Raw genomic sequence first — 21,626 nt, 5'->3', positions numbered from 1 at the left:
GCGCTTTTTCATGAGAAAAACATCTGGAAAAACTCTGCCCATTTCAGCGTCCAATGCTCTGCTATGTTTTAACCGTCTTTCGCGGAACCTGGCGAAAATCGCCTCACTCCGCGCCAACTGCCAGGAGCGCCGCCATGCGCATCAATCCCTACCTGATCTTCAACGGCAACTGCCGTGAAGCGTTCACCTTTTACGAGCAAGCCCTGCAGGGAAAACTCGAAGCGATCATGACGTTCGGCGAAACACCCGCCGCCGAACACGTCCCTAAAGAACACCACGCTCTGGTAATTCATACCTGCCTGAAAGTCGGCGACCAGATGATCATGGCCTCGGACACCACGCCTGATCGACCAACCGACGGCATGAGTGGTTGCTCGATCTCCCTCAACGTCGACAGCATTGCCGAAGCCGAGCGCGTGTTTAATGCACTGTCCAAGGACGGTCGCGTCGACATGCCGCTGGAGGCGACGTTCTGGGCCGCCCGCTTCGGCATGCTGGTGGATCGCTTTGGCGTGTCGTGGATGGTCAACTGCGAGCGCGATAACTGACGCTGACTTTTCGTCAGGCATGAAAAAGCCCAACCTCTTCAGGTCGGGCTTTTTGATTTATCGCTGGGCCAGTTCATGCCGCACACATTGTTCGTAATAGGTCTGCTTGACCGCTGCAGGCTTGAGCTTCGATGTGCTGTTGTAGGTCTGCTCGGTAATCCCCATCGCGGTCATGCGCATCCACGGCTGCTGAAACTTGCGCACCTGCAGCTGTTTGCGCGCGCCGTACAGCGAGATCCCCGACAGTTTGGACTGCTGGGCACCGGCGGCAATCTCCGAACCCCACGTGCAGGCAAACCGATGACTCTTGCTCAACTCCTTCGCCTGGACTCCAGAGGCCAACGCAGCCAGGGAAAGCGTTGCAACGGTTATGACAATCGTCCGCATATGGCCAACCTAACCTTTTGAAAAAAAGCGAGTTTGCCCGGTGCGGAAAAACCTGGGGGCCAGCAATTTGCCGCCTGTTCACGCGACTCCTGCTTCGCTGCCTTCAGCGACGGCTATACACTTCAATCCGCAAGCGCTCCGCCCCCTCCTCCGTGCATTCGATAACCACCGGCAAGAAGCGCTTGATCACCGTGATATTGCTGCGCAAATGCTCGGTCATCCTCGGGGTGGTGAACGATCCGCCACCTGCCAGTGCCATCGGCAGCAGCAACTGGTCGGCAAGGTGCTCCGCCACCGCCGCACCGCTGCGCAGCCAGTCTGCCGCCTGATTGATCGCTGCATCCGCCACCTTCTCCGCCCGCAGCGAGACTTGACCAAAAGCGCTGAACACTTCGGTGACGTGCGCGAATGCATACTCGAGCAGCAACACATTGCCTGGACCTCGCGCCGGATCGAGCGTGATGTGATGCAACGCATCCGCCGACAGGTTCAAGCGCTTGGCGACCCGCTCCAGCTCACGCTCGGCGACCGTTGGCGCCAGACCCGCAGTCAGCACCAGGGCCTGTTGCGACAGCGGTACGCCGCGCTCACACAAGTCCAGTCGCGTCAGTTGCGAAGGCTGCACCGTTACGTCGATCTCACCGCCACCGGCCGGCACAAAGCCGTGACGCAGCAGATCCAGTTCGATACTGGCACCCATGCGCCGCAGCAGCGGCAACCAACTGCGGGTGAGAAAATCGCTGGGCGGCGCCAATGGATTATGCGTACCGCCGCTGATCCGCACACGGCTTGCCGCCGGCGCCACCAGCAGCGCAGGCAACAGGGTCTGCAGTACCAGTGTGCAACTGCCGGCCGTGCCGATCGCAAACCGGTAATCACCTGAACGAATGGTTCCAGGTTCGAAATGCAGATCCTGAGAGCCCAGCTCCGCCCCGGAGGTTTTCGCGTCGCACACTTCGGCCGCGGCCATGACCGCAGTCAAATGCTGACGCAACAACCCCGGACGACTGCGTTTGGCGCGAATCTGTTTAATGCGAAACGCCTGACCGGTCACCATCGACAGGCTCAGAGCGCTGCGCAACACCTGACCGCCGCCAATCGCGCCGTCGAGTTCAATCACTTCCTGTTTCATTTCAATCCTTACGCGTACAACCCGACGGTGTCCCTGAGGTAGTCATCCAGTCGTCGCGAGTCTTCCTGAGTTCTAAGTAGTCGCGGCACATCACGCTCCAGTTCGGCAGCGATGAACCGGTGCAGTGCCGGGCGACGCGGGCCATAGGCGCTCTCGTCGGCATTGCGTTTAAGCGCCAGCAGCTCGTCGACTTCAGCCAGCAGTGCACGATCATCGACGGTGCTCAGCAGGTCGTTGAAGGTCATCGGTGGCCGTCCCCGGCCCTGATCGATCCAGCGCACCGCCAGCAACGGTCGCAGCACGTAGAAGTACTTCTTGAACCGCACGCTGTCGCCTTGCAGGTAGCCGCGAAAGTTTTTCTTCGCCATCGACACATAGTGGCTGCGAGCAGCCGGCGGGCTGTAGAAGGCTTCGGCCAGCTCACGCAGCTGCGCCACCGGTGCGCTTTCGCTGCGATAGACCAAGGGCGAGTCGAGCCACTCCAGCAACGTCGGGTTGGACTTGCGCAACAGCCCGAGGGTCTTGCGCAGTTCCCAGCCGCTGACGTCCAGTTCGTCGTCCAGTGGCCGCTCGATCACATCGCGTGGCGTGTCGACCTGAACGAACCACTGCGGTTTTTCCACGTAGACAAACCGTACGTCGTAGTCGCTGTCGGTCGAGGCAAAACCCCAGGCCCGACTGCCGGACTCACAGGCGTACAGCACCGTGACATTGCGCTCGCGCTCTATACGCGCCAACTCTTCCAGTACCCGCGCACGCATCGTGTCGCATAGTGGGTGGCGCTCTTCGAATTGCATGACAGTTTTCCTTTTATCCTTTGACGCACACCACCTGACGCAGGGTGTGCAGCACTTCCACCAGCTCGCGCTGGGCGTGCATAACTTTGTCGATGTCCTTGTAGGCCATCGGAATTTCGTCGATCACGGCTTCATCCTTGCGGCACTCGACATGGGCCGTAGCGCGGATCTGGTCCTCGACGGTGAAGGTGTTCTTGGCCTTGGTCCGGCTCATGGTCCGGCCGGCACCGTGGCTGCAGGAGTTGAACGACTCTTCGTTGCCCAGGCCGCGCACGATGAAACTCTTGGCCCCCATCGAACCTGGAATGATCCCCAGTTCGCCCTTCTTCGCCGACACCGCGCCTTTACGCGTGACCAGCACGTCTTCGCCGAAATGCCGCTCTTTCTGCACGTAGTTGTGGTGGCAGTTGACCGCCTCCAGCGCCACGTCGAAAGGCTTGCGAATAATCTGCCGCGTGGCCTGAATCACCGCCCGCATCATCAGTTCGCGGTTCTGTCTGGCGAAGTCCTGCGCCCAACCGACCGCCTCCACGTAATCATCAAAGTGCTGGCTGCCCTCTTCGAAGTACGCCAGGTCACGGTCCGGCAGGTTGGCGATGTGCTGCCGCATATCCGCCTGGGCCATCTGAATGAACAGGTTGCCAATGGCGTTGCCGACCCCACGCGAACCGCTGTGCAACATGAACCAGACCCGGTTCGCTTCATCCAGGCACACTTCAATGAAGTGGTTGCCGCTGCCAAGGGTTCCCAAGTGCCCGCGGTTGTTGGTGTTGGCCAGTTTCGGGTACTTGTCGGTGATCAGCTTGAAACGTGGCTGGAGACCCGCCCAGGCCTGGTCGGCCTGCTGCGGCACCTCGCCCCATGCGCCTTTGTCCCGTCGCGAGCGAGGCGAACTGCGCCCGTGGGGCACCGCTTGCTCGATGGCGCTGCGCAGACCGTGCAGGTTGTCCGGCAGATCGGCAGCCGTCAGTGACGTACGGGCCGCAATCATCCCGCAACCGATGTCCACGCCGACCGCCGCCGGGATAATCGCGCCCACCGTTGGAATCACGCTGCCGATGGTCGAACCCTTGCCCAGATGCACGTCCGGCATCACCGCCAGATGCTTGAAGATGAACGGCATCTTCGCCGTGTTCATCAACTGCGCGCGCGCCTCGTTTTCCACTGGAACGCCTTCGGTCCAGAGTTTGATCGGCTTGCCGTTGGCGACTTCGAGCAGTTGGTAAGTGTGTTCTTTCATTTCTCTATTCTTTATTCATTGGCCGATGACTCGGCGTTGCTTCGCCATGTGCAGCGACAAAAAAACAGACACTGTGGCTCTGCCAGTCGAGCCCCCGTTGCCGGGGCGGGATTCGAACCCGCGTTCCGATGGAGTACCTGTTGCATTCGCTGCCTTCTTTTTGAAAAAGGTGGCACGACAAAAGTTGATGACTGTTACGCGTTGCCGCGCACCGGCGTTAACCGGTCTTCAGATGTACAGCCATCAGGCATTCGTGCCGTCACACGCGCTGACAAGGGTTTGATGAGACGTCCTGAATGTAGTCCCACCGGCATTCAGCGCCCGTGACAAATCAATTCATTACATGTTCTCGATCACTTCGACCCAGTGCTGCGCGCCGTAACGACCGCTGGTGAACTGCTCGACCACATCGAACACCGCATCACTGAAACCGCCGACATTCAGAATGTCATCGCGGTCCGCAGCCTGCGTCGCATAGCCGGGCTGAATATCGATGCACACCAGCCGCGCCTGCGGGTTGATCTGCTTGATTCGCTCCCACTGCAGCATGGTCTCACTCGCACCACGGCGCCGCGCGTCGATCCATGACTCGTTGTCCGATACCAGAATCAGCGTATCGACCCTGGCCTTGCTGTCCGCCAGCTTCTTCAGCGGCGCCGAGCAGTTGGTGCCCCCGCCAAAAATTCCGGCGAGTTTCTCCGCGTTGCTGATCACGCTGTCTCGCGGGTTGAGCTTGATATCCACCACCTTGACTTCGAACGGCATCACCCGTGCTGCCGGTTGCTTGCGCAGTACCGCTGCCGCCACCAGTGCCGCCACATCGATGCAGCGCACCGCCGTGGTCGCGCCCTGACGATAACCGGTCGCCGGGCTGCCCATCGAACCCGACACATCCGGGCATACCACCACTGCACCTTCCAGCTTCGGTACGTTGGCCAGCGACAGTTCGAGTGCATCCTGCAACGCTTCGCGAATCTGGATTGGCACGTTATCGCCAACCATCCGGTAGGCCGCCAGCAACTGGTACGGATAAACCCGTGCCTTGGCCACTTCCTGCGGATCGGCCAACCGCGCTGCCACGTACTCGACACAACCTGGCACCTCAAAAGCGCCATGCCGCGCGAGGGTGTTGAGGTTGATGCGCAGTCCCTGCCAGCCCATGTTGTACGCTTGTGCGGCCCATTGCTCCTTGCTCAGGGTTTCGTTGCCGAGCAGTTGAAAAGGTATCGCGGGCACTTCCTGACTGGCGCCACTGCGAAATGCCAGCAGCTCGCGGGTCAGTTCAGGCAGCGCCTGCACATTCACCGGTCTACCAATCAGCCAGGCGAAGAATGCTTCGCGCCAGACCTCGGCAGGCTTGGGATGCACCATCTTCACCACGTCCGCCAGCGATGGCTGGTTGCCGATCGACGCCTGCAACAATTGACGCTCAGTCGCGCGGTTCAGCCAGTTCTGCACCAGACGCTTGGGTTGCGAACCCAGGGACTTACGCCCGGTAGCTCCGCTGCGCAGGATCTGCACGTAGTTGCGCAGCATCTTGCCGCTGTCGATCACTTGCTCGAACAACTCGGGTACCAGCGCCGAGCGGTTCGCCGTCAAAGCTGCCAGCAGCAGCGCCGGCATGTCTTTCATATGGCCCTTCTGGCGAGCATAGATAGCCGCCTTGGCGACGAAACGGCTATCGAGCTCAGCCACCAGCTTCAACACCTCTTCCAGCTGACTTTCAGCGGATGCGTAAAAGGTTGAGTTCAGGCAACCGGTGACGGCCAGTTGGGCCAATCGATGCTTCGGGGTGTAGGCATAGGCCGACGCGCCGGACGCATTCAACGTGTCGCAGGCTGGCAACTGGTTCGATTGCGTGTTGAAGAGTTTGAAGTTGGCCATCGTGGCGTCTCGCTGTGTTGTCCTGTTTGTTGCCAGAGGTATTGCAGCAGCTGTGCCAGCTTTCGAAATCCGTTGCTAAAATTTTTTATGTTATTGATTTTGAACGTTTTTTATTTTTCAAAAGAATGTTTTGCTCCGCCACTAGCGACAAACTCCTTTAGGAAAATCTATCATTGGATATCGTTATTTATCTTTTGAGATAGTCATGCAAAGAAAACGCACCGTCGCCATCGGGTTTATCGGCGCGACGCTTGACCGCGTCGGCAAAGGTGCCAACCGTTGGACTCATTGGCGTCCCAGCGTAGGTCTGTGCCAGCAACCGGACGTACTGATCCACCGGCTGGAATTGATTCACGGCATCGACGCCCGTGACATCAGCCTCGCTGAACGGGTCAGTGCCGACATCCGGCAAGTTTCGCCAGAAACCGAAGTACGCCTGCATCCGATGGCGTTGCGCAATCCGTGGGATTTCGAAGAGGTCTACGGTGCCCTGCATGACTTCACGACAGCCTACGACTTCGACACCGAGCAAGAGGATTATCTGGTTCACATCACCACCGGCACCCATGTGGCGCAAATCTGCTGGTTCCTGCTGACCGAAGCGCGCTTCTTGCCGGCCCGACTGATTCAGACCTCCCCCGCCAGGCGTAAAAGCGAAGACGAGCAAGCCACTGGCACCCACGCACTGATCGATCTTGACCTGTCGCGCTACGATCGCATTGCTTCGCGCTTCGCCAATAAACGCCTTGAAGGCCTGGAATTTCTCAAGTCCGGCATCGCCACGCGCAACGCCGCGTTCAACCGATCCATCGAACAGGTGGAACGCGTGGCCGTGCGCTCCAAGGCACCGATGCTGTTGATTGGCCCCACCGGCGCGGGCAAATCGTTTCTGGCGCGCCGCATCTACGAACTCAAGCGCAACCGGCATCAGATGCAAGGCCGCTTTGTCGAAGTGAACTGCGCCACACTGCGCGGTGACGGAGCGATGTCGGCCTTATTTGGTCACGTCAAAGGCGCCTTCACCGGCGCCCAAAACGCCCGCGACGGCTTGCTGCGCGCGGCAGATGGCGGCATGTTGTTTCTCGACGAGATAGGTGAACTGGGCGCAGACGAACAAGCCATGCTGCTCAAGGCGATCGAAGAAAAACGCTTCTTCCCGCTCGGCTCGGACAAAGAAGTCGAAAGCGATTTCCTGATCATCGCCGGCACCCACCGCGACTTGCGCAGCCGCGTCGCCGTTGGGCTGTTCCGCGAAGACCTGTACGCGCGGATCAATCTCTGGACCTTCAATCTCCCGGGCCTTGCCGGCCGCCGCGAAGACATCGAACCGAACATCGACTTTGAGCTCGAACGCCACGCCAGGGAGCACGGCCAGCTCGCGCGATTCAACCTCGAAGCACGGCGCCGCTATCTCGCGTTTGCCAACTCCAGGGAAGCGGCCTGGCTGGGTAACTTTCGCGAACTGTCAGCATCGATCACCCGCATGGCCACACTGGCCGATAGCGGGCGGATTGATGAAGCACAAGTGCAGGAGGAAATTGAACGACTGCGTTACGCGTGGGGGCTGGCGCAAGCGGACGGCACTTCGGATGATCTGCCGGGAGACACGGAGAGCATGGATCTGTTTGACCGACTGCAATTGAAGGCAGTACTGGAAGTCTGTCGACAGGCAGACAGCCTGTCGGATGCCGGACGCAGATTGTTTGGGGTATCACGCCAGGCCAAAGCGCAGCCAAATGATGCCGATCGTTTAAGGAAATATTTGAGTCGCTTTGGGATTGAATGGGGCAGTTTGCACGCTGCGAAATGATAGGGCCTGCCCGGATAACGACCGCGGTACGATCTATCAAGATAAGCAAGAATGTTCGGTGTGAATCGGCTCACCGAAGGTGGCAAAGTAGAACGTTATTTTTTCGTCCTCAACATCTCTTAATTCATACCGGATTCTGTCGAGCCCACGATCAACGCGAGTTACGACGAGCTCCATGAACTGCGTCAGCCCGCCGCCAAACCCCTTTAGCTCAAGCGCACTGACATCGTGGAAATGTACCGTTATCACGCCTGAAGCCAAGTCATTGAGAGACGACAACGTCAAGGCCAGGTTGTACTTGAAGTCTTGAATTTCGATATTCAGCGAGACAACGCCGTTGTGCTGGAACAACAGCGAGTTCAAGCGAGATAACTTATCCATTTTCCGACAACTCCCATGATAACCAGCTCAGGGTCAATACCTTCCAATCCACCGCCGGCGTGAGTTTTGCGCAGGCACAAAAAAGCCGATCCATCTGATCGGCCTAAGTGTCTGATTTTAATCAGGAATAATGGTCGGGACGGAGTGATTCGAACACTCGACCCCTAGCACCCCATGCTAGTGCGCTACCGGACTGCGCTACGCCCCGACTGGTTTGAAACCTGCCCCTCTTCTCGAAGAGCGCTCAAGAATATATCGCAAGCTTTTGAAAACTGGAAGTATTTAAAAGCCGCTTTTTATTTCTTGAGCACCACCAGTACATCTTCAAGCTCGGCAATCATCTGCCGAATCATCTGCTTGTACTGGGTGGTGTCATCTTTGGCTTCATCACCGGACAAACGCAGACGCGCGCCGCCGATGGTGAAACCCTGATCGTAAAGGAGCGCGCGGATCTGCCGGATCATCAGCACGTCCTGGCGCTGATAATACCGGCGGTTTCCGCGGCGTTTGACGGGGTTGAGTTGAGGAAACTCCTGCTCCCAGTAGCGCAGCACGTGTGGTTTTACCGCACACAGCTCGCTGACTTCACCAATGGTGAAGTAGCGTTTGCCCGGGATGACGGGTAGTTCGTCGTTATGACTTGGTTCCAGCATAAGCCTCAACTCGGGCCTTCAACTTCTGCCCTGGACGAAAGGTGACCACACGGCGAGCCGTGATCGGGATTTCTTCCCCCGTTTTCGGGTTGCGGCCAGGCCGCTGGCGTTTGTCCCGAAGGTCGAAATTGCCGAAACCGGACAATTTGACCTGCTCGTTGTCTTCAAGAGCGTGCCTGATTTCCTCGAAAAACAGTTCGACCAATTCCTTGGCTTCCCGCTTGTTCAGGCCCAGCTCTTCATACAGACGTTCCGCCATCTCAGCTTTCGTCAAAGCCCCCATACGTCACTTCCTTAACGTGGCGTTCAACCTTTGTTCGAGCGAGGTGAGGATATTTTGCGTCGTCGTATTCACCTCATCGTCATTAAGAGTGCGCGATGGATGCTGCCAGGTCAAGCCAACGGCAAGGCTTTTTCTATCAGGATCAATGCCTTTACCCTGATACACGTCAAACAGCCTGAGATCCGTGAGCCATTCGCCTGCATTTTCACGAATTACGTCCAGCACTGCCGAGGCCGCGACGTCTTTGTGCGCGATCAGGGCGAGGTCACGACGCACTTCAGGAAAGCGCGACAACTCGTGGAATTGCGGCATTTTTCCGGCCGCCACTTCCGCCAGAATCAACTCGAAGACGAAGACTGGACGGTCCAGACCCAAGGCCTTGGACAACTCAGGGTGGATTGCGCCGATAAAGCCGACTTCACGCCCTTCGCGTTCGATGCGCGCGGTTTGACCCGGGTGCAGCGCCGGATGCTTGCCCGGAGCGAAAGTGAAGGCGTCCAGCGCACCGGCAAAACCGAGCACCGCTTCAACGTCAGCTTTTACGTCGAAGAAATCGACGGTGTCGCGACCTTGAGCCCAACCTTCCGGCAGACGGCTGCCGCAAACAACACCCGCCAGCATCGGCTCTTGCTTCAGGCCATCAAGTTGACCGACGAAGCGCAGACCACTCTCGAACAGACGCACGCGATCCTGCTGACGGTTGAGGTTGTGCTGCAACGCCTTGACCAGGCCCGGCCACAGCGACGAGCGCATGGCAGCCATGTCGTTGGAGATCGGATTGGCCAGCAACAGAGGCTCGACGCCCGGGCTGAACAGTTCGAACTGACGCGGATCGATGAAGCTGTAAGTGATCGCTTCCTGGTAACCACGAGCAACCAGCAGACGACGCAGTTCCGGCAGATCGCTGCGCGCTTCAGCCTTGGCTTGTGGCGCCAGACGCGCTTGCGGGTAACGAACCGGCAGACGGTTGTAGCCGTACAGACGGGCCAGCTCTTCGATCAGATCGACTTCCAGACTGATGTCGAAGCGATGACTCGGCACTTCTACGCGCCACTGCCCTGCACCGTCAGCGGAAATCTTCAGACCCAGGCCGCTGAGCAGACGCTCGACCTGTGCCGCATCCATTTCCATGCCCAGCATCTGGGTGATGCGCTGCGCACGCAAAGTGATCGGTGCGATCGACGGCAGGTGCTGCTCGCTGACGGTCTCGATGATCGGGCCGGCTTCGCCGCCAGTGATTTCCAGCAGCAGGCCGGTGGCGCGCTCCATGGCTTCACGGGCCAGTTGCCAGTCCACGCCACGCTCGTAACGGTGCGACGCGTCGGTGTGCAGACCGTAGGAACGCGCCTTGCCCGCCACAGCGATCTGGTCAAAGAACGCACTTTCCAGGAAGACATCGCGAGTGGTCGCGGACACACCGCTGTGCTCGCCACCCATCACGCCAGCGATAGCCAGAGCACGGGTGTGGTCGGCGATTACCAGCGTATCGCTACGCAGGCTGACTTCCTGACCGTCGAGCAGAACCAGCTTCTCGCCCTCTTCCGCCATGCGCACACGGATGCCGCCATTGATCTCGGCGAGGTCGAAAGCGTGCAGCGGTTGACCCAGTTCGAGCATCACGTAGTTGGTGATGTCGACGGCAGCGTCGATGCTGCGCACGTCGGCGCGGCGCAGACGCTCAACCATCCACAGCGGGGTTGGTCTGGACAGGTCAACGTTGCGGATGACGCGGCCCAGGTAACGCGGGCAGGCGGCTGGCGCCAGCACTTCCACCGAACGCACCTCGTCGTGCACCGCTGGAATGGTCATGACCGCCGGACGAGTGACCGCTGCGTCATACAGCGCGCCGACTTCACGGGCCAGACCGGCCAGCGACAGGCAGTCACCACGGTTCGGGGTCAGATCGACCTCGATGCTGGCGTCTTCCAGGTCCAGATACACACGGATGTCTTCACCCACCGGCGCATCGGCCGGCAGCTCCATCAAACCGTCGTTGCCTTCACCGATCTGCAGCTCGGCTTGCGAGCACAGCATGCCATTGGACTCGACACCGCGCAGTTTGGCTTTCTTGATCTTGAAGTCACCCGGCAGCTCGGCGCCGATCATGGCGAACGGAATCTTCAGGCCCGGGCGCACGTTTGGCGCACCGCACACGACCTGGAAGGTTTCCGCGCCATTGCTGACCTGGCACACGCGCAGCTTGTCGGCGTCAGGGTGCTGCTCGGTGCTCAGCACCTCGCCCACGACCACGCCGCTGAATACACCGGCGGCCGGGGTCACACTATCGACCTCCAGGCCCGCCATCGACAGACGAGCAACCAGCTCGTCGCGACTTACCTGCGGGTTAACCCAGCCACGCAGCCATTGTTCACTGAATTTCATCCTGCTCTCCTAAGAATTCGTTACGACTAGCGAAATTGCGCGAGGAACCGCAAGTCGTTGTCGAAGAACAGACGCAAGTCGTTCACGCCGTAACGGAGCATCGCCAGACGCTCGACGCCCATGCCGAAGGCAAAGCCGGAGAACTCTTCCGGATCGATGCCGGACATGCGCAGCACGTTCGGGTGCACCATGCCGCAGCCCATGACTTCCAGCCAGCCGGTCTGCTTGCAGACGCGGCAGCCTTTACCGCTGCACATCACGCATTCCATGTCGACTTCAGCGGATGGCTCGGTGAACGGGAAGTACGAAGGACGGAAACGTACAGCCAGCTCTTTTTCGAAGAACACCCGCAAGAATTCTTCAATGGTGCCTTTGAGATCGGCGAAATTGATGTCGCGATCGACCAGCAGGCCTTCGACCTGATGGAACATCGGCGAGTGGGTGATATCGGAGTCGCTGCGATACACACGGCCCGGGCAGACGATGCGGATCGGCGGCTGCTTCGATTCCATGGTGCGGACCTGTACCGGCGAGGTATGGGTGCGCAGCAGCATGTTGGCATTGAAGTAGAAGGTGTCATGCATCGACCGGGCCGGGTGGTGGCCTGGGATGTTGAGCGCTTCGAAGTTGTGATAGTCGTCTTCGACCTCGGGGCCTTCGGCGATGCCGTAGCCAATGCGGGTGAAGAACTGCTCGACTCGTTCCAGAGTGCGGGTCACCGGATGCAGACCACCGGAGGTCTGGCCACGGCCCGGCAACGTTACGTCGATAGATTCGGCAGACAGTTTGGCAGCCAGTTCGGCTTCTTCAAACAGAGCCATGCGCGCATTGAGAACGCCTGTAACACGTTCCTTGGCAACGTTGATCAGCGCGCCGACCTGCGGACGCTCTTCTGCCGGCAAATTCCCCAGGGTCTTCATCACCTGAGTCAATTCACCCTTTTTGCCAAGGTATTGAACCCGGATTTGCTCCAGGGCATTGATATCTTCAGCGCTTTGCACAGCCTCTAGTGCTTGAGAGACCAGCGCATCCAGGTTTTCCATGTACAGACTCCAGATACAAAATAGGGGAAGAGCTTGAAGGCTCTTCCCCTATTTATGACGTTTAACACCTGGCCCCACAAAGGTGAGGCCGGGTGACTGTCGGGGGTACTTAAGCCAAGGTGGCTTTAGCTTTCTCGACAATCGCAGCAAACGCCGCTTTTTCGTTCACTGCCAGATCAGCCAGAACCTTACGGTCGATCTCGATGGACGCTTTTTTCAGGCCAGCGATGAAACGGCTGTAGGACAGACCGTTAACACGAGCACCAGCGTTGATACGAGCGATCCACAGAGCGCGGAACTGACGTTTTTTCTGACGACGGTCACGGTAGGCGTATTGGCCTGCCTTGATTACCGCTTGCTTGGCAACACGGAATACGCGGGAGCGTGCGCCGTAGTAGCCTTTAGCAAGTTTCAGAATTTTTTTGTGACGCTTACGGGCAATGACGCCACGCTTTACACGAGCCATGAGTTACTTCCTCTATTCTTGACTAAAATTAACGAAGGCGCAGCATGCGCTCGACTTTTGCCACGTCAGACGGATGCAGCAAGCTGCTACCGCGCAGTTGACGCTTACGCTTGGTCGACATTTTGGTCAGGATGTGGCTCTTGAAAGCGTGCTTGTGCTTGATACCGTTAGCAGTTTTCAGAAACCGCTTAGCAGCACCACTTTTGGTTTTCATTTTTGGCATGTTCGGATACTCCGCATTCAGTTGATAAACATAATCAGAAGGCCTGCCGTGCCCTGTTGATTACTTCTTCTTTTTCGGGGCGATGACCATGATCAGCTGGCGTCCTTCCATCTTAGGATGCTGTTCGACCGAACCGTACTCGAGCAGGTCAGCTTCAACCCGCTTGAGGAGTTCCATCCCCAGCTCCTGGTGGGCCATCTCACGGCCGCGGAATCGCAAGGATACCTTGGCCCTGTCCCCGTCACTCAGGAAACGTACCAGGTTGCGCAGTTTTACCTGGTAATCCCCTTCCTCCGTCCCTGGACGAAACTTGATTTCTTTTACCTGAATCTGCTTCTGGTTTTTCTTCGCCGCTGCAATCTGCTTCTTCTTTTCGAAGATCGATTTGCCGTAGTCCATCACCCGACAAACCGGTGGGACTGCGTCAGCAGAGATTTCTACCAGATCAAGCTTTGCTTCTTCAGCAATACGAAGCGCTTCATCAATCGAGACGATGCCAATCTGCTCGCCATCAGCGCCAATTAACCGAACCTCGCGTGCCGAGATATTCTCGTTGATCGGGGCTTTCGGTGCAGCTCGTTTATCTTGTCTCATTTCACGCTTAATAATAATTACTCCGAATCTGGGCGACCACGCCGGGAAACCGCTTGCGCGAGGAACTCAGCGAACCGGGCGACGGGCATCGAGCCCAGGTCAGCACCTTCACGAGTACGCACAGCGACAGTCTGCATCTCGACTTCCTTATCTCCGATAACCAAAAGATAGGGAACCTTGAGCAAGGTATGCTCGCGGATTTTAAAGCCGATCTTTTCATTTCTCAAGTCGGACTTGGCACGAAATCCGCTTTCGTTGAGAGTTTTTTCAACTTCTGCAACAAAATCTGCCTGTTTATCAGTGATATTCATGATCACTGCCTGGGTCGGCGCCAGCCACGCAGGGAATGCACCTTCGTAATGCTCGATCAGGATCCCGACAAAACGCTCGAACGAACCGAGGATTGCGCGGTGCAACATCACCGGATGCTTGCGGCTGTTGTCTTCGGAGACATATTCAGCACCCAAACGGACAGGCAGGTTGAAATCGAGCTGCAAGGTACCACATTGCCAGACTCGACCGAGGCAATCTTTCAGAGAGAACTCGATCTTCGGACCGTAGAACGCACCCTCACCCGGCTGCAGATCGTACGGCAGGCCAGCAGAATCAAGGGCTGCAGCCAGTGCGGCCTCAGCGCGATCCCACAATTCGTCGGAACCGACGCGTTTTTCCGGACGAGTGGACAGCTTCATCTCGACATCGGTAAAGCCGAAGTCGCGGTAAACGTCCATGGTCAGCTTGATGAACGCAGCGGATTCGGCCTGCATCTGCTCTTCGGTGCAGAAGATGTGGGCGTCGTCCTGGGTGAAAGCACGCACGCGCATGATGCCGTGCAGCGCACCCGACGGCTCGTTACGGTGGCAGGCACCGAATTCGGCCAGACGCATCGGCAACTCGCGGTAGCTCTTCAGGCCCTGATTGAACACCTGCACGTGGCATGGGCAGTTCATCGGCTTGATCGCGTAGTCGCGGCTTTCCGACTCGGTGGTGAACATGTTGTCGGCGTAGTTGGCCCAGTGCCCGGATTTCTCCCACAGGCTGCGATCGACCACTTGCGGGGTCTTGATCTCGAGGTAGCCGTTGTCACGCTGCACCTTGCGCATGTACTGCTCGAGCACCTGATACAGCGTCCAGCCATTCGGGTGCCAGAACACCATGCCCGGCGCTTCTTCCTGGGTGTGGAACAGGCCCAGGCGCTTGCCGATCTTGCGGTGATCGCGCTTTTCCGCTTCTTCGATGCGCTGGATGTAAGCCGCCAGCTGCTTCTTGTCAGCCCAGGCAGTGCCGTAAACGCGCTGCAACTGCTCGTTTTTGGCATCGCCACGCCAGTAGGCGCCGGACAATTTGGTCAGCTTGAAGGATTTCAGGAAACGCGTGTTCGGCACGTGCGGACCGCGGCACATGTCGACGTATTCTTCGTGGTAGTACAGGCCCATGGCCTGTTCGTTCGGCATGTCCTCGACCAGGCGCAGCTTGTAGTCTTCGCCGCGAGCCTTGAACACTTCGATCACTTCGGCGCGCGGAGTGACTTTCTTGATGACGTCGTAATCCTTGTCGATCAGCTGATGCATGCGCTGTTCGATGGCGGCCATGTCATCCGGCGTGAAAGGACGCTCGAAGGCGATGTCGTAATAGAAGCCTTCGTCGATGACCGGACCGATGACCATTTTCGCTGTCGGGTACAGCTGCTTGACCGCGTGACCAACCAGGTGCGCGCAAGAGTGGCGAATGATCTCCAGCCCCTCTTCATCCTTTGGCGTGATGATTTGCAGCGTCGCGTCGCTGTCGATGATGTCGCAGGCGTCGACCAGCTTGCCGTTGACCTTGCCGGCCACGGTGGCCTTGGCCAGACCGGCACCAATGGATGCGGCGACCTCGGCTACGGAAACCGGGTGATCGAATGAACGTTGACTGCCGTCGGGAAGAGTAATAGTTGGCATGGCGCCTCCTCTCCTAGTGGTGACCCCTACCAAAGGTCACGTGGGTTGGGATGAGCCAGTACAAGATCCGATCCAGGCCATTCAATGACGAACGCCTGCCTTACAGCGGCAGGAGCCTTGCGGCCAACCGGAAAACCGAACCAGAGTGACTGGGATTCAAATCAGAAAATTCGCACGCTGACCGCTGCCGGGGCTGAAGGCCGTCCGGCGCCTGAGAACGCTTGAGCCCGGCATCCTAGCACAGGTAGCCGGCCATCGACTCGAACGATTTGCTTCACTGAGGATTTGTGCATTTTTGCGGCGCGAAGTGAACTTGGGATATACGCTTTGCCTCAAATAGGCTGAGAATCGTCGCCGATATCAAACCAAGGAGTTCCAGACATGCGCCTCATCCGACTTTTTGCTTTCGCGGCCCCGCTGGCCCTGATGCTGCCATTGAGCGCCAACGCCGCGTGGCCTGCTGGCGTCAAAGACAAGTACATGAATGACTGCACCAAAGCAGCCGCTCAAAGCGTCAATCCAACCGTAGCCAAACAGCACTGCACCTGTGGCGCCGATGTCCTGGAGAAGAAATTCACTACTGAGGAGATCGCGCAACTGATGGATTCGAAAACTCCGCCAAGCGGCGAATTGGGTCAGCGCGCCCTGAAAGAAATCTCGGTTTGCCGAGTGCAGAAATAAGCGCTGACGATTGTTTTTTCGGGCGTCCAGCAGGCTGAAAACAGCCAAAAAGACCCCGATTTGGATAATTTACGCAGGTTTTATAGCTTTTTTTACGCCCTGAAATCTCGGCTGTAAGCCTTTGAAATCGGGGCCTGCAGACATTTCAGGAGTTGAAATGAATGCGATATGAAAGCAAACAGCACGTCCGGGGGGCTACCAAAGCGAACATTTCGACTATGATATCCGGGTGTGCCCAGTTGGCCTGAGCAGCACAGTACTGAAAAATATATGTTTCTTGGAGATACACCATGTCTAATCGCCAAACCGGCACCGTTAAGTGGTTCAACGATGAAAAAGGCTTCGGCTTCATCACTCCTCAAGGTGGCGGTGACGACCTGTTCGTACACTTCAAAGCTATCGAAAGCGACGGTTTCAAAAGCCTGAAAGAAGGCCAGACCGTTTCCTTCGTGGCTGAGAAAGGCCAAAAGGGTATGCAAGCTGCACAAGTTCGCCCAGAGTAATTTCCCGGCGCACTAAAAAAACCCCGTCCAGGTGACGGGGTTTTTTATGCCTGCAACAAAAGCTTTCCGTGATCAGCCGCAGCTGACGCGGGTGACCACCAGATTGGCGTCCGTGTTCAGGTTCAGGCGATCGGAACGATACTCCAGAGTGATCATGTCGGTCGGCTTGAGAAAGCGGGCATTTTGCGCGCCAGCCTTGTTACGGGCTTGATCCAGCAGCTCCGGCGAAGCTTTTTTACCAATGGCAAATTCCGCTGCCTTTGCTTCACAGCGGCTGTGACCGGCATCGGTCGCCACAGGATCCTTTGCCGACTCGCTGGAGGTCGTGCTGCAACCGGCCAACATGGCAACGGCCATAAGTGCACCCAGAGACGCGAACTTCAAAGGCATGAAGCCTCCTTCTTTCAAATGGTTAAGCTGAGATCGTGCGACCGCCAATCCGGCGTTTGGTTTCACGGCGCATGCCATCACCCTGCCCCACGATTCAAAAACGCAGAGTCTGCCTGAAGAGCGAGCTCTGGTTCTTCAGACAATCGTCACTGAATATTAACGAAGCTCAGTAGATGTCGATGTAGTCGTGCGCCGGGTTCGGCCAGTTGTCCTTGAGCGCGTTGAAGATCTGCATGACCCAGACTTCATCACTGGCGGCGACGTTGCCGACATAGCCCGAGCCCTTGGCCCAGGTTTCCAGCCGGAACAGCAGGCCGTCGATGTCCTGACCTCCCGTCACGCCGGAAGAGATATAGGCAATCCCGCCCTTGGTCACGCGCAGTTGCGTATGCACATCATCGCTGGCCGAGGCCAGTAATTGGCGCACAGCCTCGAGTGTCAGGCCATCAGGGGCGTTCAAATCAATCTGCACAGCACATTCCTTGGATCAGCCGGAAAAGACCAAGTGTCGCATAGCAGTGCGCTCATGCCTAAGTCGCAGTGCCAAATGCCCGGCAAAGTGGTTAACTCGCTCTCGGACATTCCCGACTTTTCGAGCGCACTCATGAGCACCGTAAGCATCTCCGCCGACATCAAAGTCCTGTGGCCAAAAGGGCACAGTTCGTATAGCCCGGGCAGTTCGGAGGAGCTGGCATTGATCAGCATCGATCTGCTGGTCAAGACGATGGGAACCCAAGGCGCACAGACGTTTATCGCCCAGGTGTTCGAGCGGTACCAGCATGAGCACAAGGCCACGCAGGATACCGAGAAAGAGTAAAAACCCGCAGGCTGGCACCTGCGGGCATCAAGCTTTACTTCAAGCGCTTCAGACGCTCGGTCAGCAGATCGAAGAAGCCTTGGGCATCGCCGTTCTCGACCCAGAAAGCGTTTTTCGGTTGCTTCAGGCCGTCGTACCAGTCGACAACGGTCTGGCCGAAAGTGATCCCCTCACGGCTATCGATGGCCACGTTTACCGAACGACCGGTAAACAGCTCAGGCTTGAGCAGGTAGGCGATGACGGTAGCGTCATGCACCGGACCACCCGGGATGCCGTAGTGCTCCATGTCGCCTTTGATGTACTCGTTGAGAATGCCGCCAACAATCTTGCTCGCATTGTTGTTGAGCGCGGCAATCTGCTTCAGGCGAGCGTCACTGGTGAGGATCTTGTGGGTCACGTCCAGCGGCAGGTAGGTCAGCTTCACGCCGCTCTTGAGCACCACTTCCGCCGCTTGCGGGTCGGCGAACAGGTTGAACTCGGCCACCGGAGTGATGTTGCCACCATTGAAGTGCGCCCCGCCCATGATCACCACTTCCTTGATGCCCTGCACGATCTCCGGCTCCTGGATCAGCGCCAGCGCGAGGTTGGTCTGCGGGCCGAGCATGGCGATGGTGATGCTGTGCGGCTTGGCCTTCTTCAGAGTGTCGATCAGGTAATTGACCGCGTTGCCTTCAGCCAGGCCTTTTTTCGGCTCATGCACGGTGACACCGGACAGCCCTTCCTTGCCATGGATGTTCTCGGCATAGATCGGTGTTCGCATCAGCGGCTTCGGCGCACCGGCATACACCGGCACGTCCTCGCGCCCTGCCCACTCACGGGCCAGACGTGCGTTACGCGAAGTCTTGTCCAGGCGTACATTGCCGGCCACGGTGGTCAATGCGCGAATGTTCAGCTCATCCGGCGAGGCCAGGGCAAACAGCAAGGCGACCACGTCGTCAGCCCCGGGATCGGTGTCGATGATCAAGTCGATCTTTTCAGTGGCCTGGACGCCGGTAGCGGAGATAAAAGACAAAAGCAGCAGACTCCGAAGCAATTGGTGCAGTTTTTGAGCATAGCGGTGCATGGCGCATTCCTTGTGCTGATGAAAATGTAGGGGGCGAAATCCTGTTTAGAAGGTAACACCGGCGACCAGCACGATGTTGCAGTACGGCTGACATTCGCCTGTACGAACAATCGCCCGTGCTTGTCGGCTAAGAACCTTGAATTGCTCATGCGTGAGCAGATCGCGCCGACCGAGGGCGCCCTCTTCCCGCAACTCATCCAGTGCGCTCAACGCTGTCGGCTGCTTGTCGAGAATCTCTCTGGCCAGCACATGGCTTTCCACCTGCATCTCGCTGAGCACGACCTTCAGAGTGCTGACAAAGTCCGGTACGCCGTGGGTCAGCGCCAGATCGATCAACTTGACACCCGGCGGCACTGGCAGGCCGGCGTCACCGATGACCACCATGTCGCCATGCCCCAGTGAGGCGATCAGTCGCGACAACGCGACGTTGAGCAAAGGAGTCTTTTTCATGCGGGTTTGAACGCCTGTACGTCGGACATGGTTGGAATGGAAGGTTGCGCGCCGGCGCGGGTCACGGACAACGCGGCAGCAATCTGCCCGTAGCGGATGGCTTCAGCCTCGGACTTGCCACTGGCAAGCGCCGCCGCAAATCCGCCGACGAAGGTATCCCCAGCTGCCGTGGTATCGACCGCTTGCACCTTGGGCGCCGGAAAATGCTCGAAACCCTGGCCGTTGGCGAACAGCGAGCCTTGCGCGCCGAGTGTGATGATGACCTTGCCGGCGCCCATGGCAATCAGCTGGCTGGCCGCGTTTTCTGCGGTTTCCCGCGAATCAACGGGCAAGCCACTCAACGCAGCGGCTTCGCTTTCGTTGGGAATCAGGTAGTCGATGGCGGCAAACCAATCCGCTGGCAGCGGGCGACTGGCTGGCGCCGGGTTGAGGATCACGGTCTTGCCCAGCTCACGCGCACGCTTGAGCGCATGGCCAACCGTGGCATCCGGAATCTCCAGCTGACAGATCACCACGTCGGCAGCCTGCAGCACTGCATCAAACCGGTCGATCACAGCCGGTGTCATCGCGCCGTTGGCCCCGGCGACAATCACGATGGCGTTCTGACTGTTGTCATCCACCACGATCAGCGCCACCCCGCTGGAGTCCTCGACGGTGCTCACCGCCTGGCAATCGATCTGCTCGGCCAGCAATGCATCGCGCAAGCGCACACCGTAGTCATCGTTGCCAACACAGCCAACCATGGCGACCTGCGCGCCCAGACGCGCAGCGGCCACCGCCTGATTGGCGCCCTTGCCGCCCGACACCGTGGCGAAGGAATGACCGATCAGCGTTTCACCACCCTTGGGCAGCCGCGGCGCCCGGGTCACCAGATCCATGTTCAGGCTGCCTATTACCACTACATTTGCTGGCATACATCACTACTCGTCAATTCGGTTTCAGCGGTACTCGGTGAACACGCCGGACAGCGGCGCAGTCGATTCGCGCAAGACAATACTCGGGGTCACGATGCGTTGATCGGTAACCAGGCCCGGGGTGGCAATTCTTCGCAGCAGCACCTCGGCCGCCATTTCGCCCAATTGCAGGATCGACTGGCCGACCGTGGTCAGCGCCGGGAACACATAACGACTCATCTGGATATCGTCGAAGCCGATCACCGAGAGTTCGTTTGGCACCCGCACATTGCGTTCGGCCGCCGCTCGCAGCACACCGATACCAATCATGTCGTTACCGGCGAAAATCGCGCTCGGCGGCTGTTTCTCCAGCAGCAGCGCCGCCGCGTTGTAGCCGCCCGTGCTGGTGAAATCACTTTCCAGCATGCGCTCGGGACGCACCTTGAGGCCCGCCTCATTCAGCGCCCGGCAAAAACCGGCCTGACGCATTTGCGCCACGCTGGTGCCCGACGGGCCGCCGATGGTGGCGATGTCACGATGCCCCAGTTCCAGCAGGTGGCGGGTCGCCAGATAAGCACCATATTCATGGTCGATGCGCACCAGATCCGCATCCACGCCCTCCAGCCCACGGTCGACAATCACCATCGGTGTTTTCACACCGGCCAGTCCTTGTGCAAGGCCGGTGTCGCCACCGGCGGAAGCAACGATCAGCCCGTCGATGCGCTTTTCCAGCAGCACGCGCAAATAGCTGCGCTGCTTTTCCGGGTTGTCATCAGAATTGCAGAGGATCACGCAATAGCCGTTACGCTCACAGTAATCCTCGATGCCCCGCGCCAGCTCGGCAAAATACGGGTTGAGGCTGTTCGGCACCAATAAGCCAATGGTCGCAGTGGTCTTGGCTTTCAGCGAGCGCGCCACGGCACTGGGCACGTAGTCGAGGCTTTTGATGGCCGCTTCGACTTTCAAGCGGACTTCCTGGCTGACCGGGCGAGTCTTGTTCACCACATGCGAGACGGTGGTGTAGGAAATTCCTGCCAGCGCCGCCACATCCTTGATCGTTGCCATG

At 58.3% G+C, this 21,626-nt stretch carries 25 protein-coding genes and 1 tRNA gene; 5 read left to right on the top strand and 21 right to left on the bottom strand.

What is annotated here, in order from left to right; all coding sequences use genetic code 11:
- Positions 1-134 precede the first annotated feature (134 nt).
- Entirely contained in the window at positions 135-548 is a 414-nt protein-coding gene (locus tag ACXR0M_RS14880; RefSeq protein ID WP_458832559.1) for a VOC family protein, read from the top strand.
- 57 nt (positions 549-605) lie between these two features.
- On the opposite strand, the gene ACXR0M_RS14875 is transcribed toward ACXR0M_RS14880, so the two are convergent.
- The 5 genes from ACXR0M_RS14875 to ACXR0M_RS14855 form a co-directional block, all read right to left on the bottom strand.
- The gene (locus tag ACXR0M_RS14875; protein ID WP_458832558.1) at positions 606-935 is read right to left on the bottom strand and encodes a hypothetical protein; all 330 of its coding nucleotides are present in this window, start codon (positions 933-935) and stop codon (positions 606-608) included.
- Between the two features lie 103 nt (positions 936-1,038).
- Positions 1,039-2,067, bottom strand: a complete 1,029-nt coding sequence (gene rtcA / locus ACXR0M_RS14870; protein WP_458832557.1) for an RNA 3'-terminal phosphate cyclase — start codon at positions 2,065-2,067, stop codon at positions 1,039-1,041.
- Between the two features lie 8 nt (positions 2,068-2,075).
- Positions 2,076-2,864 carry a nucleotidyltransferase domain-containing protein gene (locus ACXR0M_RS14865; protein WP_458832556.1) on the bottom strand — a complete coding sequence of 263 codons (789 nt, stop codon included), beginning with the start codon at positions 2,862-2,864 and terminating at the stop codon, positions 2,076-2,078.
- A gap of 13 nt (positions 2,865-2,877) precedes the next feature.
- Positions 2,878-4,104, bottom strand: a complete 1,227-nt coding sequence (locus ACXR0M_RS14860) for an RtcB family protein (RefSeq protein WP_458832555.1) — start codon at positions 4,102-4,104, stop codon at positions 2,878-2,880.
- A gap of 339 nt (positions 4,105-4,443) precedes the next feature.
- The gene (locus ACXR0M_RS14855) at positions 4,444-5,988 is read right to left on the bottom strand and encodes an RNA-binding protein (protein ID WP_458832554.1); all 1,545 of its coding nucleotides are present in this window, start codon (positions 5,986-5,988) and stop codon (positions 4,444-4,446) included.
- Between the two features lie 205 nt (positions 5,989-6,193).
- On the opposite strand from ACXR0M_RS14855, the gene rtcR reads away from it, so the two are divergent.
- A complete protein-coding gene (rtcR, locus tag ACXR0M_RS14850) occupies positions 6,194-7,798 on the top strand; it encodes an RNA repair transcriptional activator RtcR (protein ID WP_458832553.1) in 1,605 nt (534 codons plus the stop codon).
- Between the two features lie 36 nt (positions 7,799-7,834).
- Here rtcR and ACXR0M_RS14845 read toward each other — a convergent pair whose 3' ends face one another.
- The 10 genes from ACXR0M_RS14845 to thrS form a co-directional block, all read right to left on the bottom strand.
- Positions 7,835-8,179: a hypothetical protein gene (locus ACXR0M_RS14845; RefSeq protein ID WP_458832552.1), complete on the bottom strand. Its 345-nt coding sequence runs from the start codon at positions 8,177-8,179 to the stop codon at positions 7,835-7,837.
- Between the two features lie 131 nt (positions 8,180-8,310).
- Positions 8,311-8,387: transfer RNA gene (locus tag ACXR0M_RS14840), tRNA-Pro, on the bottom strand.
- Positions 8,388-8,475: 88 nt separating this feature from the next.
- Complete coding sequence (locus tag ACXR0M_RS14835) at positions 8,476-8,832, bottom strand: MerR family transcriptional regulator (RefSeq protein ID WP_003179985.1); 357 nt, start codon at positions 8,830-8,832, stop codon at positions 8,476-8,478.
- Positions 8,813-9,115, bottom strand: coding sequence for an integration host factor subunit alpha (ihfA, locus tag ACXR0M_RS14830; RefSeq protein WP_002553164.1), 303 nt, complete (start codon positions 9,113-9,115; stop codon positions 8,813-8,815). The genes ACXR0M_RS14835 and ihfA overlap by 20 nt, the downstream gene beginning before the upstream one ends.
- Before the next feature lie 3 nt (positions 9,116-9,118).
- Positions 9,119-11,497, bottom strand: a complete 2,379-nt coding sequence (pheT, locus tag ACXR0M_RS14825; RefSeq protein ID WP_458832551.1) for a phenylalanine--tRNA ligase subunit beta — start codon at positions 11,495-11,497, stop codon at positions 9,119-9,121.
- A 26-nt stretch (positions 11,498-11,523) separates the two neighbouring features.
- Positions 11,524-12,540, bottom strand: coding sequence for a phenylalanine--tRNA ligase subunit alpha (gene pheS, locus ACXR0M_RS14820; protein ID WP_003226365.1), 1,017 nt, complete (start codon positions 12,538-12,540; stop codon positions 11,524-11,526).
- Between the two features lie 109 nt (positions 12,541-12,649).
- Entirely contained in the window at positions 12,650-13,006 is a 357-nt protein-coding gene (gene rplT, locus ACXR0M_RS14815) for a 50S ribosomal protein L20 (protein WP_002553161.1), read from the bottom strand.
- A 28-nt stretch (positions 13,007-13,034) separates the two neighbouring features.
- Positions 13,035-13,229: a 50S ribosomal protein L35 gene (rpmI, locus tag ACXR0M_RS14810; RefSeq protein WP_002553160.1), complete on the bottom strand. Its 195-nt coding sequence runs from the start codon at positions 13,227-13,229 to the stop codon at positions 13,035-13,037.
- 60 nt (positions 13,230-13,289) lie between these two features.
- Complete coding sequence (gene infC / locus ACXR0M_RS14805; protein ID WP_170929410.1) at positions 13,290-13,841, bottom strand: translation initiation factor IF-3; 552 nt, start codon at positions 13,839-13,841, stop codon at positions 13,290-13,292.
- The gene (gene thrS / locus ACXR0M_RS14800) at positions 13,841-15,763 is read right to left on the bottom strand and encodes a threonine--tRNA ligase (protein ID WP_458832550.1); all 1,923 of its coding nucleotides are present in this window, start codon (positions 15,761-15,763) and stop codon (positions 13,841-13,843) included. Before thrS ends, infC begins: the two co-directional genes overlap by 1 nt.
- A 381-nt stretch (positions 15,764-16,144) precedes the next feature.
- On the opposite strand from thrS, the gene ACXR0M_RS14795 reads away from it, so the two are divergent.
- Positions 16,145-16,444, top strand: a complete 300-nt coding sequence (locus tag ACXR0M_RS14795; protein ID WP_458832549.1) for a hypothetical protein — start codon at positions 16,145-16,147, stop codon at positions 16,442-16,444.
- A gap of 290 nt (positions 16,445-16,734) precedes the next feature.
- Positions 16,735-16,947, top strand: a complete 213-nt coding sequence (locus tag ACXR0M_RS14790; protein WP_003179963.1) for a cold-shock protein — start codon at positions 16,735-16,737, stop codon at positions 16,945-16,947.
- Between the two features lie 72 nt (positions 16,948-17,019).
- Here the strand turns inward: ACXR0M_RS14790 and ACXR0M_RS14785 are convergent, their stop codons facing one another.
- Positions 17,020-17,337, bottom strand: a complete 318-nt coding sequence (locus ACXR0M_RS14785; RefSeq protein ID WP_458832548.1) for an I78 family peptidase inhibitor — start codon at positions 17,335-17,337, stop codon at positions 17,020-17,022.
- Positions 17,338-17,503: 166 nt separating this feature from the next.
- Positions 17,504-17,809: a hypothetical protein gene (locus tag ACXR0M_RS14780; protein ID WP_458832547.1), complete on the bottom strand. Its 306-nt coding sequence runs from the start codon at positions 17,807-17,809 to the stop codon at positions 17,504-17,506.
- Positions 17,810-17,941: 132 nt separating this feature from the next.
- Here ACXR0M_RS14780 and ACXR0M_RS14775 point away from each other — a divergent pair, with 132 nt between their 5' ends.
- Positions 17,942-18,154 (top strand): hypothetical protein, encoded by a 213-nt coding sequence (locus ACXR0M_RS14775; protein WP_458832546.1) that lies wholly within the window; start codon positions 17,942-17,944, stop codon positions 18,152-18,154.
- A gap of 34 nt (positions 18,155-18,188) precedes the next feature.
- On the opposite strand, the gene ACXR0M_RS14770 is transcribed toward ACXR0M_RS14775, so the two are convergent.
- Genes ACXR0M_RS14770 through ACXR0M_RS14755 form a run of 4 tightly spaced genes read right to left on the bottom strand, consistent with a single transcriptional unit; the run spans position 18,189 to position 21,625 of the window.
- On the bottom strand, positions 18,189-19,217 hold the full coding sequence (locus tag ACXR0M_RS14770; RefSeq protein ID WP_458832545.1) for a nucleoside hydrolase: 1,029 nt from the start codon (positions 19,215-19,217) through the stop codon (positions 18,189-18,191).
- A 45-nt stretch (positions 19,218-19,262) separates the two neighbouring features.
- Positions 19,263-19,667 (bottom strand): D-ribose pyranase, encoded by a 405-nt coding sequence (gene rbsD, locus ACXR0M_RS14765; RefSeq protein ID WP_458832544.1) that lies wholly within the window; start codon positions 19,665-19,667, stop codon positions 19,263-19,265.
- Positions 19,664-20,581, bottom strand: a complete 918-nt coding sequence (gene rbsK, locus ACXR0M_RS14760; RefSeq protein ID WP_458832543.1) for a ribokinase — start codon at positions 20,579-20,581, stop codon at positions 19,664-19,666. The genes rbsD and rbsK overlap by 4 nt, the downstream gene beginning before the upstream one ends.
- 24 nt (positions 20,582-20,605) lie before the next feature.
- Positions 20,606-21,625 carry a LacI family DNA-binding transcriptional regulator gene (locus tag ACXR0M_RS14755; protein WP_458832542.1) on the bottom strand — a complete coding sequence of 340 codons (1,020 nt, stop codon included), beginning with the start codon at positions 21,623-21,625 and terminating at the stop codon, positions 20,606-20,608.
- Position 21,626 lies beyond the last annotated feature (1 nt).

The sequence above is a fragment of the Pseudomonas sp. Eth.TT006 genome (assembly GCF_054456575.1).
Note: the sequence above shows the minus strand (reverse complement) of the source record. Positions and strands in the feature narration are given on the sequence as shown.

Bases quoted from the DNA above. Each gene is read 5' to 3' on its own strand.
- ACXR0M_RS14880 (WP_458832559.1), top strand. From the start codon at position 135: ATGCGCATCAATCCCTACCTGATCTTCAACGGCAACTGCCGTGAAGCG.
- ACXR0M_RS14875 (WP_458832558.1), bottom strand. From the start codon at position 935: ATGCGGACGATTGTCATAACCGTTGCAACGCTTTCCCTGGCTGCGTTG.
- rtcA (WP_458832557.1), bottom strand. From the start codon at position 2,067: ATGAAACAGGAAGTGATTGAACTCGACGGCGCGATTGGCGGCGGTCAG.
- ACXR0M_RS14865 (WP_458832556.1), bottom strand. From the start codon at position 2,864: ATGCAATTCGAAGAGCGCCACCCACTATGCGACACGATGCGTGCGCGG.
- ACXR0M_RS14860 (WP_458832555.1), bottom strand. From the start codon at position 4,104: ATGAAAGAACACACTTACCAACTGCTCGAAGTCGCCAACGGCAAGCCG.
- ACXR0M_RS14855 (WP_458832554.1), bottom strand. From the start codon at position 5,988: ATGGCCAACTTCAAACTCTTCAACACGCAATCGAACCAGTTGCCAGCC.
- rtcR (WP_458832553.1), top strand. From the start codon at position 6,194: ATGCAAAGAAAACGCACCGTCGCCATCGGGTTTATCGGCGCGACGCTT.
- ACXR0M_RS14845 (WP_458832552.1), bottom strand. From the start codon at position 8,179: ATGGATAAGTTATCTCGCTTGAACTCGCTGTTGTTCCAGCACAACGGC.
- ACXR0M_RS14835 (WP_003179985.1), bottom strand. From the start codon at position 8,832: ATGCTGGAACCAAGTCATAACGACGAACTACCCGTCATCCCGGGCAAA.
- ihfA (WP_002553164.1), bottom strand. From the start codon at position 9,115: ATGGGGGCTTTGACGAAAGCTGAGATGGCGGAACGTCTGTATGAAGAG.
- pheT (WP_458832551.1), bottom strand. From the start codon at position 11,497: ATGAAATTCAGTGAACAATGGCTGCGTGGCTGGGTTAACCCGCAGGTA.
- pheS (WP_003226365.1), bottom strand. From the start codon at position 12,540: ATGGAAAACCTGGATGCGCTGGTCTCTCAAGCACTAGAGGCTGTGCAA.
- rplT (WP_002553161.1), bottom strand. From the start codon at position 13,006: ATGGCTCGTGTAAAGCGTGGCGTCATTGCCCGTAAGCGTCACAAAAAA.
- rpmI (WP_002553160.1), bottom strand. From the start codon at position 13,229: ATGCCAAAAATGAAAACCAAAAGTGGTGCTGCTAAGCGGTTTCTGAAA.
- thrS (WP_458832550.1), bottom strand. From the start codon at position 15,763: ATGCCAACTATTACTCTTCCCGACGGCAGTCAACGTTCATTCGATCAC.
- ACXR0M_RS14795 (WP_458832549.1), top strand. From the start codon at position 16,145: ATGCGCCTCATCCGACTTTTTGCTTTCGCGGCCCCGCTGGCCCTGATG.
- ACXR0M_RS14790 (WP_003179963.1), top strand. From the start codon at position 16,735: ATGTCTAATCGCCAAACCGGCACCGTTAAGTGGTTCAACGATGAAAAA.
- ACXR0M_RS14785 (WP_458832548.1), bottom strand. From the start codon at position 17,337: ATGCCTTTGAAGTTCGCGTCTCTGGGTGCACTTATGGCCGTTGCCATG.
- ACXR0M_RS14775 (WP_458832546.1), top strand. From the start codon at position 17,942: ATGAGCACCGTAAGCATCTCCGCCGACATCAAAGTCCTGTGGCCAAAA.
- ACXR0M_RS14770 (WP_458832545.1), bottom strand. From the start codon at position 19,217: ATGCACCGCTATGCTCAAAAACTGCACCAATTGCTTCGGAGTCTGCTG.
- rbsD (WP_458832544.1), bottom strand. From the start codon at position 19,667: ATGAAAAAGACTCCTTTGCTCAACGTCGCGTTGTCGCGACTGATCGCC.
- rbsK (WP_458832543.1), bottom strand. From the start codon at position 20,581: ATGCCAGCAAATGTAGTGGTAATAGGCAGCCTGAACATGGATCTGGTG.
- ACXR0M_RS14755 (WP_458832542.1), bottom strand. From the start codon at position 21,625: ATGGCAACGATCAAGGATGTGGCGGCGCTGGCAGGAATTTCCTACACC.